The organism is Corynebacterium gottingense (genome assembly GCF_002285125.1).
Taxonomy (GTDB): domain Bacteria; phylum Actinomycetota; class Actinomycetes; order Mycobacteriales; family Mycobacteriaceae; genus Corynebacterium; species Corynebacterium gottingense.
The window spans coordinates 134,334-148,369 of record NZ_NSGN01000006.1; the positions used below are offsets into that span (position 1 = coordinate 134,334).

Sequence of the window (14,036 nt, forward strand, 5' to 3'; positions counted from 1 at the left end):
CCCCAGGGTAATGCAGCGCGCGTACCTAGTAGGCGGCGTGCTTGTGCCAGGCGCTGAAGTCGCTGGCCACGTCGGCCGCGAGGTACTGGTAGGCGCGCTTGGTGGGCGCCGCCAGGCGGTCCAGGTCCACCACTGCCCCCTCGGCGAGGTGTCGGTCGTACGGGATTGCATGCACGGCGCGGGTGCGCGACGCGAAGTGCGCAGCGAGCTTGTCCGTATCAATGGTGGGCTTGCCCGGCGCGGCCGCGGAGATGACCACGGTGGAGTTGGCCGCGAGCTGGTCGTAGCCGTGGAGGTTGAGCCAGTCCAGCGTGGCGGCGGCGGACTGGGCGCCATCGAGCGCTGGCGAGGTGACCAGCACGAGCGCGTTGGCCAGGTCCAGCACACCCGCCATGGCGGAGTGCATCAGTCCGGTGCCGCAGTCGGTGAGGATGACGTTGTAGTGGTGCTGCAGGATGTCGATGGAGCGGCGGTAGTCCAGCTCGGAGAACGCCTCGGAGACGGCGGGGTCGCGCTCGGAGCCGATCACCTCGAGCCGGGAGCTGGACTGGTTGGTGTAGGCGCGCACCTGCGGGTAGCGCGAGGTGTCCGGCGCGGCGAGCAGGTCGCGGATGGTCGCCGGGGTAGTCGCCGCGGCGCGCTGGGCGAGCGTGCCCAGGTCCGGGTTGGCGTCGATGGCAATGACGCGGTCGCCGCGGGTCTCGGCGAAGATGCCGCCAAGGGCCACGGTCGTCGTGGTCTTGCCCACGCCGCCCTTGAGGCTCATCACGGCGATGCGGTAGTCACCGCGGAGGGGTGCGCGGATGGCGTCGATAAGCTGCTCGTGCTCGAGCTCCTTGCGCGAGCCGCCGGGGTTGATCCGGCCGCGCGTGGCGGTGTGGACGAGTTTGCGCCAGCCGCGTTTTGGCGGCGCTTTGACGGGATCGACCAGGTTGGAGTGGTCGAGCGCTTGTGGCGGGACGAGCTCGATTGGGCCGTCACTGAGCGTGGTCACAGAAATCCCCCTTGAATTGTTCCCCCTGAACGTGTGGGCACCAAGCCTAAGGCAGGTGGGGGAAGCGTGCAACGCGAATGTGTTTCGGAGGATGTTCCAAGGGCAAAACTTTCCAAAGTTACGGTTGCGTAGGTTATACTCACGTCTACTTATTTCACGATAACTAAGGAGTGACGGTGGGCGCATCCGACGAGAAGGCCTGGATCCAGCAGTACGCGGAGTGGACGGACCCGCACCCCAGGCTGGGCAGCGACACCCTGGTCAGCATGTTCAACGCCAACGTGGCCGCCACCCCGCAGCGCAACGCCACGTGGTTCATGGGCAAAGCACTGACGTACGCGCAGCTCAACGAGAAGGTCTCCCGGCTGGCCAACGCGCTTGCCGGGCTCGGCGTGCGCCGCGGCGACCGCGTCGCGCTCGCGCTGCCGAACTGCCCGCAGCACGTCGTGGCGCTGACCGCCGTACTACGCCTGGGCGCGACCGTGGTGGAACACAACCCGCTCTACACCGCCTACGAGCTGCGCGACCAGTTCATCGACCACGGGGCAAAGGTGGCCATCGTCTTTGACAAGCAGGCGGACACCTTCACCACACTCATCGAAGACACCCCGCTTGAGACCGTCGTCTCCGTGAACATGATCGACGAGATGCCCTGGGCCACGCGCGCCGCGCTCTCCGTGCCAGTCGGCCCAATCCGAGACAAGCGCGCGCAGCTCACCGGCCCGGCGCCCGGCACGATCGATATGAAGGACCTCCTGGAGGGGCGCTGCGGCGCGCACGTTGCCAGCCGCGGCGGGGTACCGGTCGGCGAGCCGCCGATCAGCGCCGACGACCCGGCGGTGATCCTGTACACCTCGGGCACGACCGGCGCGCCGAAGGGCGTGCCGCTCACCCACCGCAACATCACTTCCGTGCTCACCGCGGGCGTGTCCTGGCTGGAAAACTGGGGCGCGGTAGAGGAAAAGGTGCTGGGCATCCTGCCCATGTTCCACGTCTACGGCCTTACGCTGAACTACGCGCTGCCGCTCACCTGCGGCGCGCAGATGGTGCTGCTGCCGGCGCCCAAGCCGGAGCTGTACCAGAAGGCCATCCTGAAGACGCGGCCCACCGTCTTGCCGGGCGTGCCCACCCTGTACGACCGGATCATTGACTGGGCCGTCGAATCCCACGCGGACCTCTCCTCTATCCACACCTCCATCTCCGGCGCGTCCACCCTCCCGGCCCACACCATCGAACGGTGGGAGCAGGCCACCGGCGGCCGGCTCATCGAGGGCTACGGGCTCACGGAGACCTCGCCAATTCTGGCGGGCAACACGCTCGACGGCACCCGCCGCCCCGGCTACATCGGCCTCCCCTTCCCCAACACGGAGATCCGCATTGCCAACCCGGACAACCCGGCGGAGACCGTGCCGGACGGCGAGCCCGGCGAGCTCCTCGCGCGCGGCCCCCAGGTGTTCTCCGGCTACCTCAACAACCCCGAGGCCACCGAGAAGACCTTCTACCTGGACTGGTTCCGCACCGGCGACATGGCCGTGATGGAGCCGGACGGGTGGATCAAGCTGGTCGCGCGCATCAAGGAGCTCATTATCACCGGCGGCTTCAACGTCTACCCCGACGAGGTCGAACAGGCGATCCGGCAGCACCCGGACGTCACCGACATCGCCGCGGTGGGCCGGCCCCGCGCGGACGGATCCGAGGACGTCGTCGCCTGCGTCACCCTTCGCGACGGCGCGGCGCTCGACCCGGAGGGGCTGAAAAAGTTCGCGCGCGAGCGCCTCACCCGGTACAAGGTGCCGCGCACCTTCTACCACTTCGAAGAGTTGGACCGAGACCAGACCGGCAAGATCCGGCGCCGGGACGTGCAGCGCACGCTCATCCGGATGTTGGAAGAGGACGGCGCATATCGGGCAGCAACGAGGCAGCAACGAGGCGCAGAAGTTCACAGAAGCCCCACATCGCCCGCTACGGTAGAGAAAGCTACGGAAGCGTAAGGTGTGGGGCATGTCTTCCACAGTGCATACCTCCGCCGCCGGCAACTCCGGTTCCGCCTTTGACCCGAACCAGGAAAAGCCCTGGCTGCAGTACTACCCGGAGTGGACCGACCACTCCCTGGAATACGGCACCACGACCCTGCCGGAGATGTACCTGCAGAACCTGGAGAAAAACGCGAACAAGCCGGCGGCCACCTTCTTCGGCCGCACGCTCACCTTCGCGGAGCTGGACCGCGACGTCCGCCGCGCCGCCGCCGGGCTCAAAGCCTTCGGCGTGCGCGAGGGCGACCGCGTGGCCATCATGCTGCCCAACTGCCCGCAGCACATCGTCGCCTTCTACGCGGTGCAGCTGCTTGGCGCGGTCGTCGTTGAGCACAACCCGCTCTACACCGCCAACGAGCTGCGCCCGCAGTTCGCCGACCACGGCGCGCGCATCGCCATCGTGTGGGACAAGACCGCGGACACGCTGGAGAAGCTTCGCCCGGACACGCCGCTGGAGACGGTGATCAGCGTGGACATGACGCGCGCGATGCCGCGCAAGACGCGCCTGGCGCTGCGCATCCCACTGCCCAAGGTGCGCGAGGCGCGCGCACAGCTCACCGGTCCGTGCACCAACACCGTCCCCTTCGAGGCGCTCACCGGCTCCGCCATCGGCGGCGAGGGCGCGGACATTGACATCCCGGAGGCGCTCACCCCGGACTCGCCGGCCGTGATCCTGTACACCTCCGGCACCACCGGCGCGCCGAAGGGCGCGGTGCTCTCGCACAAAAACCTGCACGCAAACCCGGTGCAGGGCCGCGCCTGGGTCAAGGAACTGCAGGAGCCGGGCCAGCGCATGCTGGCCACCCTCCCCTTCTTCCACGCCTACGGCCTCACCTTCTCCCTCACCCTCATGATGCTGGTGGGCAGCGAGCTTAACCTGCTGCCGGCGCCGAAGATGAACCTGATCATGAACGCCCTGAAGAAGCGCCCGCCGACATTCATTCCGGGCGTGCCCACCGTCTTCGAGCGCATTGTGAAGGCGGCGCGCGAAAAGCACGTCGACATGTCCAAGGTGCAGGTCGGCTTCTCCGGCGCGTCCTCGCTGCCCGTCGAGGTCATCGAGGAATGGGAGTCGCTCACCGGCGGCCACCTGGTCGAGGGCTACGGGCTCACCGAAACCTCCCCGATCATCGTGGGCAACCCGCGCACCGAGGACCGCCGCCCTGGCTACATCGGCATCCCGTTCCCGGACACACAGATTCGCATCGCCAACGAGGACAACCTGGACGAGGACATGCCCTTCGGCGAGCCCGGCGAGATCCTGGTGAAGGGCCCGCAGGTCTTCGGCGGCTACTTCAACAACGAGGAAGCCACCGAGAAGGCCTTCCACAACGGCTGGTTCCGCACCGGCGACATGGGCGTGATGGAGGAAGACGGCTTTATCAAGCTGGTCTCGCGCATCAAGGAGCTCATCATCACCGGCGGCTTTAACGTCTACCCGGCCGAGGTCGAGGAAGTCATGCGCAAGCACCGCGACGTTATCGATGTGGCGGTGGTGGGGCGCCCCCGCGAGGACGGCTCCGAGGACGTCGTCGCCTGCGTCACGCTGCGCGACGGCGCCGCGCTCGACCCGGAGGGGCTCAAGGACTTCGCCCGCGAGAACCTCACCCGCTACAAGGTGCCGCGCACCTTCTACCACTTCGAGGAGCTCGCCCGCGATCAGATGGGCAAGATCCGCCGCCGCGAGGTGCGCGACGACCTGCTCAACATGCTCAGCTAAGCGGGGGGGAGCCCGACCCACACCGGCTCGGGCACCAGCGCCACGCCAAAGCGCTTCTCGACGCCACGCTGCACCCGCCGTGCCAACTCCGCAATATCGTCCGCAGTCGCCCGGCCACGGTTGGTCAGGGCCAGCGTGTGCTTCGTGGACAAACGCGCCGGCGCCTCCTCGCCCGGGAAACCGCGCGGGAACCCGGCGCGCTCAATGAGCCAGGCCGCCGACAGTTTCTCCTTGCCATCAGGCTGCGGGAAGCGCGGCATCCCCTCCTCGCCAACCTCGCGCTCGATCGCGTCGGCCAGCGCCGACTCCACGACAGGGTTGGTGAAAAAGGAACCGGCCGACCACGTGTCGTGGTCCGCGGGGTCGAGCACCATGCCCTTCTGCCGGCGTGTCGCAAGCACCGACGCGCGCGCCTCGGCCAGCGGGACCTGTTCGCCGCCGAGGTGGCGCAGCGGGGCCGAGAGCTCGCGGCGCTCCAGCTCGATCTCCAGCTCGAGCACGACCGCGCGGTGCGTGAACTTCAGGTTGGAGTACCGGTAGGCCAGGTCCAGGTCGCTTGCGGGCACCCACTCATCGTTGTTGGTCTCGCGGTTCCACAGGCGCACGCGGGTGAGCACCTCGGCGATCTCCGCGCCGTACGCGCCGACGTTTTGCACCGGGGTGGCGCCCGCAGACCCCGGGATCCCGGAGAGGGCCTCGATACCGCCCAGGCCGCGCTCGACCGCGTAGGCCACCACGTCGTCCCACACCGTGCCCGCGCCGATGCGCAGGGTGGTGCGGGAGGAGGGGGACGAGGGGGCGTCGACAAGCGTGATGCCCTCGTTTGCTGCGACAACCGCAACGAGGTCCAACTTCCCCTCGGCGACGAGCAGGTTCGAGCCGCCGCCCACGACCAGCAGTGGCGTGCCCACGGCGTCCAGGCGCGCGACGGTGGCCGCGAGCTCCTCCGCAGTCGTGCAACGGATCAGGTCAGCGGGGGTGCCGCCGACGCGCAGCGTGGTCAGGGAGGCGAAAGATGAATCAGACACCCCACCAACGGTAGTCTGTTGGGCATGACTGCACGAAGTGAAACCACCGTAACCATCAACCAGCCGGCCGAGAAGGTCGCCGAGGCCTACGCCACCCAGGCGTACTGGGAGTTCATCGCGGAGAAGCTCTCCCCGGAGCCGGGCCAGCTGCACGAGTTCACCGGTGACACCGCCACCCTGTTTGAAGTGCTGCCCAAGTCCATCCTGCCCGAGGCCGCGCAGGCCATGATCAGCCAGGACCTCAAGCTCAAGCGCGTGGTCAACATCGGCAAGCTCGACGGCGCAACCGCCAACCACACCTTCACCGGTGACGTGAAGGGCACCCCGGTTGACTTCTCCGGCGAGATCACCATGACCGGCGAGGGCGACACCACCACCCTCGCCTACGACAACGAGGCCAAGGTAGACATCCCGTTCATGGGCGCAGCGCTCGAGCCGAAGGTGGCCGAGGCGCTCGAGGAGATCGTGGAAAACGAAGCCAAGCTCACCGAACAGTGGATCGCGGAGAACCTGTAAATCTCCCCGCACCACCACAACCTCAGGGCGCAGGCCGGCCCCGGCAAGCCGTACGGAGTAATCACCCGCGGCACCACCGGGTACAACCGCCTGCGCCGTTGTGATCGCTGGGCCTTTTACAACCCCGCGATCCGCTCCCTGCTGCGCGGCGCGCGGGAGCCGCTCGCGCTGGACGTGGGCTACGGCGCCTCGCACACCACCACCGTCGAGTGGTCCCGCTGGCTGCGGCGCGTCAATCCGTCTACCCAGGTCGTGGGCCTGGAGATCCACCCCGACCGGGTGCTGCCGCCACGCGACGGCGTTCGCTTCGAGCTCGGCGGATTCGAGCTCGCCGGCTACCGCCCCCACCTCGTGCGCGCCTTCAACGTGCTGCGCCAATACGACGTCGCCGAGGTGGATGAGGCCTGGCGGACCGTCTGCGAGCGCCTCGCCCCCGGCGGCATGTTCATCGAAGGCACCTGCGACGAGATCGGCCGCCGCGCCACCTGGGTGCTTCTCGACGCCACCGGCCCCCGCTCCCTCACCCTCGCTTGGGACCCCTTCGACGTCGCCGAACCGGGTGACGTGGCCGAGCGCCTGCCCAAGGCCCTCATCCACCGCAACGTCCCTGGCGAGAAGATCCACGCGCTGCTTACCGACGCCAACGCGGCCTACGCCCACGCCGCCCCCTTCGACCCATACGGGCCCCGCGTGCGCTGGCGCGAAGCCCGAAAAGAACTCGTGGCCAAGGGGTGGCCCATCCACCCGGTGCGGCGCCCCCTGCGCGACAACGTGCTCACCGTGGACTGGGCGGCGGTGGACCCTGCCGTACACTAGGCCGCATGAAAACCGCGTGGAAAGTCATCGTCGGCATCCTTGCCGCACTGCTCGTCCTGCTCCTCATCGCCGAGGGCGGGATCCGCATGTTCATGGCCAACCAGATCACCTCGGAGTTCAACAAGAACGCCGAGACCTCGTCCGCCCAGGGCGGCGGTGACGGCGCGGAGCCCGACGTCTCCTTCGGCCCACAGCCGGTAATCTTCGGCCTGGTGTCTGGCAAGCTGCCCCACATCGACCTGGACACCCCGTCCACCCTGGTGGTCAACGGCGACCAGGTGACCGGCGACCCCGCCTCGCACATCGTCATGGACAACATCCGCTACGGCTCCGGCGACCCCGTCGCCGAGTCCTTCCGTGTGGACACCGAGCTCACCAATGACCTCATCCGCGCGATGCTCAACCAGCAGTTGCAGCAGCAGATGGGCGAGGACTCCTTCCTCAGCGGCGTGATCAACGTCTCCGACGTGAGCACCGACCCCGACGCCGGCACCGTCCACATCGAGTTCACCGGAGGGGTGGCCGCGCTGGACCTCAAGCCCATCACCGAGCAGGGCCAGATGCGCTTCGAGGCCACCGGCACCCAGCTGTTCGGCATGGACCTGCCTGAGGAGGCCGCGAGCGCGCTGAGCGACGCCATGAGCCAGGGCATGGAGGAGCAGAGCGCCGACGGCATGAACATCCAGGAGTTCAGCGTCGTGCCCGGCGGCGTGCGCGTCACCATGACCGGTGAAAACGTGAACTTTGCGGAGATGCAGAACGCGCAGGGCCAGTACGGCGCCGCGGCCTAGTCCGACTGTGCTCCGGAGCGGGCGAAGACCCGGGCCGCACCGGCTTCCAGCCACGTGATCGCGGCCTCCTCGCCCGGATCGGCGCCGTAGACGGCGACGTCGACAGGCGTGTCGGGCACCCCGGCGGCGGCCGGGACAGCTAGGCAGGACGCGCCGAGCTGCTCCGCGACCCGCAGCGCAGTATCCGTTGCGCTTGCGGGGCAGACGATGCCCACTGGGACGGTGAGTGACTGGTGGACCGCGATGGCGTCGGCAAGCGCGGCGCCCTGCGCGGCATCGGGGTCGAGCGCGAGCCAGATCTCGTCGGCGCCCGACTCGGCCGCCAGGCGCGCCTCCGCCGCCTTGATCACGCTGTGGTGGCGGCCGGTGGGCCAGCCCACGACGGCGATGGCGGGAAGACTGCGGCGAAGCACCTGCGGGATCTGGGTCGGCTCGACGACAAGGCCCGCGCTCCCCCGGTCGTCCGGGGCAGCAAACGGGCCACCGGCCAGGAACGTGCCCCGGCGGGTGGCCAGCCACTCGTAGTCGTTCATGCGCCGCTAGTACCCGTAGTTGCCGCGCAGAATGTTATCCAGCTGGGGCTTCACGTCCAGCCAGTACACGCCGATCGCCACCGCGCCGAACCACATGATGAACGGCAGGTGGAGCAGGCAGACCAGGGCGGAGCCACCCAGGATGAGCGCCCACGTGTTCTTGTTCTGCCGGTCCGCCGCGTCAAACGCATCCGCGCGGGTGGACAGCGCAAAGTACACCCCGGCGAAGCCCGCGATCGCCACCGCGAAGAAGAAGAGGGCGCTGAGCATCGTCGGGATGCTCATGATGATCGTGACGGTGCTCAGGTTCGCAAGAGTCGGGGTCATACGTTACTTATCCTCGTCGGCGACAATTTCGCCATCGATAATATCGGGGCGCTGGTTCGCGCCGCCAAACTGCTCCTGCACGCGGGCAAACAGGGACTCGAGGCGCTCGCGCACATCATCGAGCACGCTGTCCGCGCCTTGGCCCGTGGCGGTGCCGGCACCGCCACCGCGCAGCTCGCCGATCTTCTCGTTGAACAGGCCGCGCGCGTCTTCCACGGCCTTCTGCAGCGAGCCCTTCACGTCGTCGGAGAACTCCAGGTCGCGCTGCTGAAACGCCTTAAACTGCTTCTCTGCCTCAGCGACGAAGTTGGAGGCCGCCGCGCGGATCTCGCCCTCGCTATCGGCCTGGTCCAGGCGCTCGCGGGCGCTGGCGGTAGCGGACTTCAGCTTCTCCGGCAGGTCCTCCGTGTACTTGCCGGCGTGCTTGCTGATCATCGCGCCGAGGGAGGAGCCGGCGGCAACGATCGCCTGGCCCGCGTCGCGCAGGTTGGCCCGCAGATCGCCGGACTCGGAGGGGTTGGATGCAGAGTCGAAGGAATTGTCAGCCATGTCAGAAAACCTTTCAGTGTCTTGCAGTGTCTTGCTGGGTGGTGGTTGCGTGAGCTAGTAAAAGAGCAGCTGAGACACAGTGTAAATAACCAACCCGGCGAGTGCACCCACGATCGTGCCGTTGAGGCGGATGAACTGCAGATCCTTGCCCACCATGAGCTCGATCTTGTCCGAGGCCTCCGCCCCGTCCCAGCGCTGGATGGTCTCCGCGATGATGCCCACGATCTGGTCCGCGCCGTTCTCGGCGGCGAAGTGCACCACCTTTTCCAACTTCTGCTCCGCCGACGCGCGCACCTCCGGGTCGTTCGCCAGCTTCCCGCCCCACTCCGCGGCGGCGTCCGCCACCTTGCGGCGCAGCATGCTCTGCGGGTCGGTGGCGTTGGCCACGATAGTGTCCGCGAGCTGCTCCCACATGCTGCTTGCCGCGGAGGTGACGGCGGTGGAGCCCATCACGTCGCCCTTGAGTGCCTCGACGCGCGTAATCATCTGGCTATCGAACTGCAGGTCCTGCGCGAACTGGGACAGCTGCCGGCGGATGGCGCGGCGCGCCTCGTGGTTCGGGTCGCGGTCCACCTCCGCCATGAACTTCACCAGCTCGGTATACACCTTCTCCCCCACCAGGTCCTTGGCAAATTTCGGTGCCCAGCGGGGCATGCGGTCGTCGATAAGCGTGACGATGCTCTGCTCCATCCCGTCCAGCTTCGCGCGCGACCAGGCGAGGATGTCCTCGACGATGGGCTCCGCTTTGCCGTCGGCGATGAAGCCCTCGAGCGCGCGGCCGAGCGGCGGACCCCACGTGGGCTCAGCGAGTCGGTCGATGAGCTGGGTGTTGATGAACGCCTCTGCGTCAGCAGGATCGATGCCGCGCACGACGCGAACCGTAAAGTCGCCGACCTCCTGGCTGACCCGCTCGGCGCTGGCAGGGCGGGTGAGCCACGTGCCGACGCGCTGCGGCAGGTTCGCCTCCATCACCTTCTGCGTGATGGTGCGGGCGTTGAGGAAGTTCTCGCTGACGAACTCGCTGAGCGCGTCGGCGACCTGGTCCTTCTTGTTGGGGATGATCGCTGTGTGCGGGATCGGCAGGCCCATGGGATAGCGGAACAGCGCGGTGACGGCGAACCAATCCGCCAGCCCGCCCACCATGCCGGCTTCCGCCGCGGCGCGCACATAGCCCACCCAGGCGGGCGCGCCATGCGACTGCCACCACGAGCAGGACAGGAAGATCACCGCCATGAGCCCGAGCAGGCTCGTGACAAAAATCTTGTGATTCCGGAGGATCCGCCGCCGCTCTGCCTCGTTCGAGGGCGCGGGCATCATCGCGTGCTGAGACATACCTTGATTATGGCAGCCCGGCCCCGCGCAGTTCGAGTTGCTTATCGACGCTCTCGTGCACCAAAAATCCCCCGCCCGCGGGAGAATTCCGCAGACGGGGGAAGTGGCGCAGGGCGTGCGGCGCTAGTTCACGCGGCCGGTGGCCTTGCTGTACGCCTTGTAGTCCTTGCGGCCTACGGCGATCAGGATCGCGCCGAGGATCAGGGTGGCGGCGACGACGATCAGGCCGAGGATGAGCAGGATCTGGCTGTAGTCATTCTCCTGTGCGCCGAAGCCGGCGATCATGGCGGAGCCGCCCCAGACGGCGAAGCCGAAGCCGGAGAGGGACGCCAGGATCAGGGCCATCGCGATCCAGGTGGAGAATCGGTTCAGCGAGGAGTGCGGAGCGCCCAGGGAAACCGGGTCGTAGCCCTCGATGTAGGTGTCCGCGAGTGCCGACTTGTACGTCGGGAAAGACTCGCTGCTGATGTCTGCAACTGCGTGCTCGGAAGCCATGATGACTCTTTTCTCTCGTCCTGCTTCAAATACTCGGTAGATAGTATACGGCGGCCTAGTCGTCGCCACCACGGAAGGCTGCACGTGCGCGCTCGGCGTTGATCGCACCGACCGCGTCCAACGGGATACCCGCCGGGCAGACGTCCGCGCACTCGCCGTAGAGCGAGCAGTGGCCGAAGTTGGTCTCCAGCTCGTCGACCATGTTGCGGGCGCGGCGGCCGCGCTCCTGCTTGCCCAGCGGCAGCAGCTTCAGGTGCTTGAGCTTCGCGCCGGTGAACAGGTGTGCAGCACCGTTCGGGCAGGCGGCGACGCAGGCGCCGCAGCCGATGCAGGCCGCGTAGTCCAGCGCGGTCTCCGCGTCGTGGTGGTTCACGGCGAGGGTGTCGGCGTCCGGTGCGGTACCGGCGTTGATGGAGACGTAGCCACCCTGCTGCATCACGCGGTCCAGCGCGGAGCGGTCCACGGCGAGGTCCTTGATCACCGGGAACGCGCCGGAGCGGAACGGCTCAATCTTCAGGGTGTCGCCGTCCTTGTAGTTGTACAGGCGCTGCAGGCAGGCGGTGGTGTTGGTGTCCGCGCCGTGCGGGCGGCCGTTCACGTTCAGGCCACAGGTGCCGCAGATGCCCTCGCGGCAGTCGGAGGCGAAGACGAACGGCTCCTTGCCTTCCTCGACCAGGTTGTTGTTCACGTGGTCGAGGAGCTCCAGGATGGACATCTGCTCGACGGCGTCGTCCACCTGGACGGTCTCGAAGTGCCCTTCAGTGTCGGGTCCGGCCTGACGCCAGATCTCAAGTGTCAGTTTCATTACTTGTAGTTCCTTGTCATCAGCGGGATCGAATCAAAGTACAGGGGTTCTGCGTGGCGGATGAACTCGCCCTCGCCGGCCGGCTCCCACGCGGAGACGAAGCACCAGTTCTCGTCGTCTCGCTCTGCCTCGCCATCCTCGGTGAGGTGGTCCATGCGGTAGTGCGCACCGCAGGACTCGTCGCGGTCCAGGGCGTCGATGCACATCAGCTCGCCGAGGTTGATGTAGTCGGCCAGGCGCAGTGCGGCCTCGAGGGTCTGGTTCATCTCGTTCGGGGAACCCGGGATGGAGATGTTGGCACGGAAATCGTCGCGAAGCGCGCGGATCTTCTGGATGCCTTCCGTCAGGCCCTCGACCGTGCGGGAGACGCCGCAGTGCTCGTAGAGGATGTCGCCGAGCTGCTCGTGGTAGAACTCCGGGCCGTGCGGTTCGGTGCCGTTAACGGACATGATCTGCTCGATGGTGTCCTTGGCGCGGTTGACGGCCTCGGTGACCTCCGGCGCGTCCTCCGGCAGCACTTCCTCGCCGAGGTGGTTGGCCAGGTAGTTCGGCACGGTGAACGGGAGGGTGAACCAGCCGTCAACGGACGCGGAGAGCAGCGAGTTCGCACCCAGGCGGTTCGCACCGTGGTAGGTCCAGGAGCACTCGCCGGCGGCGAAGAGGCCGTCGATGGAGGTCATCTCGTTGAAGTCGGTCCACAGGCCGCCCATGGTGAAGTGGACGGTCGGAGCGATGCGCATCGGGACCTTGTACGGGTCATCGCCGATGGAATCCTCGTACATCTCGAACAGGTTGGAGTAGCGCTCGCGGATGGTGTCCTCGCCGAGGCGCTCGATGGCGTCGGTGAAGTCCAGGTACGCGGAGTTGTGCAGCGGGCCAACGCCGTAGCCGGCGTTGAGCTGCTGGGAGATGGCGCGGGAGGCCACGTCGCGCGGCACCAGGTTGCCAAACGCCGGGTAGCGGCGCTCGAGGAAGTAGTCGCGCTCCTCCTCCGGAATGTCCTTCGGGTCGCGGTCGTCGCCCTTTTCCTTCGGGGTCCAGATGCGGCCGTCGTTACGCAGCGACTCGGACATCAGCGTCGTCTTCGCCTGCCACTTCGCGTTGACCGGAAGGCCCGTCGGGTGGAACTGGATGAATGCCGGGGAGGCGAGGTACGCGCCGCGCTCGTACGCGCGCATCATGGCAGACGAGTTGGAGTTCTTGGCCAGCGTCGTCTTGTGGTAGACGTTGCCGTAACCGCCGGTGGCCAGGATCACGGCGTGGCCGGTGAACGGCACGATCTCGCCGGTGATCAGGTTGCGGGTGACAATGCCCTCGCAGTGCTTCTTGCCATCCTTTTCCGTGATGACCAGGTCCATCAGGTCGTTGTGGGTGAAGATCTCCACGTTACCCAGGTGGATCTGGCGCTGCAGCGCCGACGCGGTGGACAGCTGCAGCTGCTGGCCCGTTTGGCCACGGGTGTAGTAGGTGCGGGAGACCTGCACGCCACCAAAGGAGCGGGTGGCCAGGGTGCCGCCGTACTCGCGGGCGAACGGGGCGCCGATGGCGTTCATGTGGTCGATGACGCGGACGGACTCGATAGCCAGGCGCCAGCAGTCGGACTCGCGGCAGCGGTAGTCGCCTCCCTTGACGGTGTCCTTGGTGTGGCGGTACGCGCTGTCGTTGTCCACCTTCTTGCCGCGGGCGGAGTTCACGCCACCCTGCGCGGCGATGGAGTGCGCACGGCGCGGTGCGTCGTGGTAGGTGAAGGCCTTCACGTTGTAGCCCAGCTCGCCCAGCGCCGCGGCGGCAGCGCCGCCGGACAGGCCGGTGCCCACCACGAGGACGGTGAACTTGCGGCGGTTCAGCGGGGAGACCAGGTTCATGTGGTCCTTCTGGTAGCCCCACATGTCCTTCATGCGGACCTCGTCGCGGTTGGGCTCCGCGGCGTCCAGAATGTGCCCCGGGGTCACGCCGGGAGCGGCGGACTCGGGCTGGCGGAAGCCGCCGGACGTCTCCCGGCCGGCAGCACCCTGGGCGCCCACTGCGCCGGTAGCGGTGGTGTCGGCTGCGCCGCCCTGAGCACCCTTATTGGGGTTGTATGCGGTAGTCATAGTG

14 protein-coding genes are annotated in these 14,036 nt (G+C 67.4%); 5 read left to right on the plus strand and 9 right to left on the minus strand.

What is annotated here, in order from left to right; translation table 11 throughout:
- Positions 1-25 precede the first annotated feature (25 nt).
- On the minus strand, positions 26-994 hold the full coding sequence (locus tag CKJ82_RS07370) for a MinD/ParA family ATP-binding protein (RefSeq protein WP_095535217.1): 969 nt from the start codon (positions 992-994) through the stop codon (positions 26-28).
- A 176-nt stretch (positions 995-1,170) separates the two neighbouring features.
- On the opposite strand from CKJ82_RS07370, the gene CKJ82_RS07375 reads away from it, so the two are divergent.
- Entirely contained in the window at positions 1,171-2,985 is a 1,815-nt protein-coding gene (locus CKJ82_RS07375; RefSeq protein ID WP_095537631.1) for a long-chain-fatty-acid--CoA ligase, read from the plus strand.
- A 10-nt stretch (positions 2,986-2,995) separates the two neighbouring features.
- Positions 2,996-4,747: a long-chain-fatty-acid--CoA ligase gene (locus tag CKJ82_RS07380; protein WP_095537632.1), complete on the plus strand. Its 1,752-nt coding sequence runs from the start codon at positions 2,996-2,998 to the stop codon at positions 4,745-4,747.
- Here CKJ82_RS07380 and CKJ82_RS07385 read toward each other — a convergent pair.
- A complete protein-coding gene (locus CKJ82_RS07385; protein ID WP_095537659.1) occupies positions 4,744-5,838 on the minus strand; it encodes a UDP-N-acetylmuramate dehydrogenase in 1,095 nt (364 codons plus the stop codon). The genes CKJ82_RS07380 and CKJ82_RS07385 overlap by 4 nt on opposite strands.
- On the opposite strand from CKJ82_RS07385, the gene CKJ82_RS07390 reads away from it, so the two are divergent.
- Genes CKJ82_RS07390 through CKJ82_RS07400 form a run of 3 tightly spaced genes read left to right on the plus strand, consistent with a single transcriptional unit; the run spans position 5,800 to position 7,898 of the window.
- Complete coding sequence (locus CKJ82_RS07390) at positions 5,800-6,291, plus strand: DUF2505 domain-containing protein (RefSeq protein ID WP_095535335.1); 492 nt, start codon at positions 5,800-5,802, stop codon at positions 6,289-6,291. The genes CKJ82_RS07385 and CKJ82_RS07390 overlap by 39 nt on opposite strands.
- On the plus strand, positions 6,292-7,107 hold the full coding sequence (locus CKJ82_RS07395) for a class I SAM-dependent methyltransferase (RefSeq protein WP_095537633.1): 816 nt from the start codon (positions 6,292-6,294) through the stop codon (positions 7,105-7,107).
- A 5-nt stretch (positions 7,108-7,112) separates the two neighbouring features.
- On the plus strand, positions 7,113-7,898 hold the full coding sequence (locus CKJ82_RS07400) for an LmeA family phospholipid-binding protein (protein WP_095537634.1): 786 nt from the start codon (positions 7,113-7,115) through the stop codon (positions 7,896-7,898).
- Here CKJ82_RS07400 and CKJ82_RS07405 read toward each other — a convergent pair.
- The 7 genes from CKJ82_RS07405 to CKJ82_RS07435 all read right to left on the minus strand — a co-directional run bounded on the left by CKJ82_RS07405 (position 7,895) and on the right by CKJ82_RS07435 (position 14,032).
- Entirely contained in the window at positions 7,895-8,431 is a 537-nt protein-coding gene (locus CKJ82_RS07405) for a hypothetical protein (RefSeq protein WP_095535212.1), read from the minus strand. The two genes, CKJ82_RS07400 and CKJ82_RS07405, sit on opposite strands and share 4 nt — an antisense overlap.
- A 6-nt stretch (positions 8,432-8,437) precedes the next feature.
- The gene (locus CKJ82_RS07410; protein ID WP_233125689.1) at positions 8,438-8,758 is read right to left on the minus strand and encodes a DUF2516 family protein; all 321 of its coding nucleotides are present in this window, start codon (positions 8,756-8,758) and stop codon (positions 8,438-8,440) included.
- 3 nt (positions 8,759-8,761) lie between these two features.
- A complete protein-coding gene (locus CKJ82_RS07415; RefSeq protein ID WP_095537635.1) occupies positions 8,762-9,307 on the minus strand; it encodes a CGLAU_01105 family protein in 546 nt (181 codons plus the stop codon).
- Positions 9,308-9,361: 54 nt separating this feature from the next.
- Entirely contained in the window at positions 9,362-10,639 is a 1,278-nt protein-coding gene (locus CKJ82_RS07420; RefSeq protein ID WP_095537636.1) for a DUF445 domain-containing protein, read from the minus strand.
- Positions 10,640-10,762: 123 nt separating this feature from the next.
- Complete coding sequence (locus CKJ82_RS07425) at positions 10,763-11,134, minus strand: hypothetical protein (RefSeq protein WP_095275155.1); 372 nt, start codon at positions 11,132-11,134, stop codon at positions 10,763-10,765.
- Between the two features lie 55 nt (positions 11,135-11,189).
- Complete coding sequence (locus CKJ82_RS07430) at positions 11,190-11,939, minus strand: succinate dehydrogenase/fumarate reductase iron-sulfur subunit (protein ID WP_095535209.1); 750 nt, start codon at positions 11,937-11,939, stop codon at positions 11,190-11,192.
- The gene (locus tag CKJ82_RS07435) at positions 11,939-14,032 is read right to left on the minus strand and encodes a fumarate reductase/succinate dehydrogenase flavoprotein subunit (RefSeq protein WP_095537637.1); all 2,094 of its coding nucleotides are present in this window, start codon (positions 14,030-14,032) and stop codon (positions 11,939-11,941) included. The genes CKJ82_RS07430 and CKJ82_RS07435 overlap by 1 nt, the downstream gene beginning before the upstream one ends.
- Positions 14,033-14,036 lie beyond the last annotated feature (4 nt).

Bases quoted from the DNA above. Each gene is read 5' to 3' on its own strand.
- CKJ82_RS07410 (WP_233125689.1), bottom strand. From the start codon at position 8,758: ATGACCCCGACTCTTGCGAACCTGAGCACCGTCACGATCATCATGAGC.
- CKJ82_RS07430 (WP_095535209.1), bottom strand. From the start codon at position 11,939: ATGAAACTGACACTTGAGATCTGGCGTCAGGCCGGACCCGACACTGAA.
- CKJ82_RS07425 (WP_095275155.1), bottom strand. From the start codon at position 11,134: ATGGCTTCCGAGCACGCAGTTGCAGACATCAGCAGCGAGTCTTTCCCG.
- CKJ82_RS07405 (WP_095535212.1), bottom strand. From the start codon at position 8,431: ATGAACGACTACGAGTGGCTGGCCACCCGCCGGGGCACGTTCCTGGCC.
- CKJ82_RS07420 (WP_095537636.1), bottom strand. From the start codon at position 10,639: ATGTCTCAGCACGCGATGATGCCCGCGCCCTCGAACGAGGCAGAGCGG.
- CKJ82_RS07380 (WP_095537632.1), top strand. From the start codon at position 2,996: ATGTCTTCCACAGTGCATACCTCCGCCGCCGGCAACTCCGGTTCCGCC.
- CKJ82_RS07435 (WP_095537637.1), bottom strand. From the start codon at position 14,032: ATGACTACCGCATACAACCCCAATAAGGGTGCTCAGGGCGGCGCAGCC.
- CKJ82_RS07415 (WP_095537635.1), bottom strand. From the start codon at position 9,307: ATGGCTGACAATTCCTTCGACTCTGCATCCAACCCCTCCGAGTCCGGC.
- CKJ82_RS07400 (WP_095537634.1), top strand. From the start codon at position 7,113: ATGAAAACCGCGTGGAAAGTCATCGTCGGCATCCTTGCCGCACTGCTC.
- CKJ82_RS07390 (WP_095535335.1), top strand. From the start codon at position 5,800: ATGACTGCACGAAGTGAAACCACCGTAACCATCAACCAGCCGGCCGAG.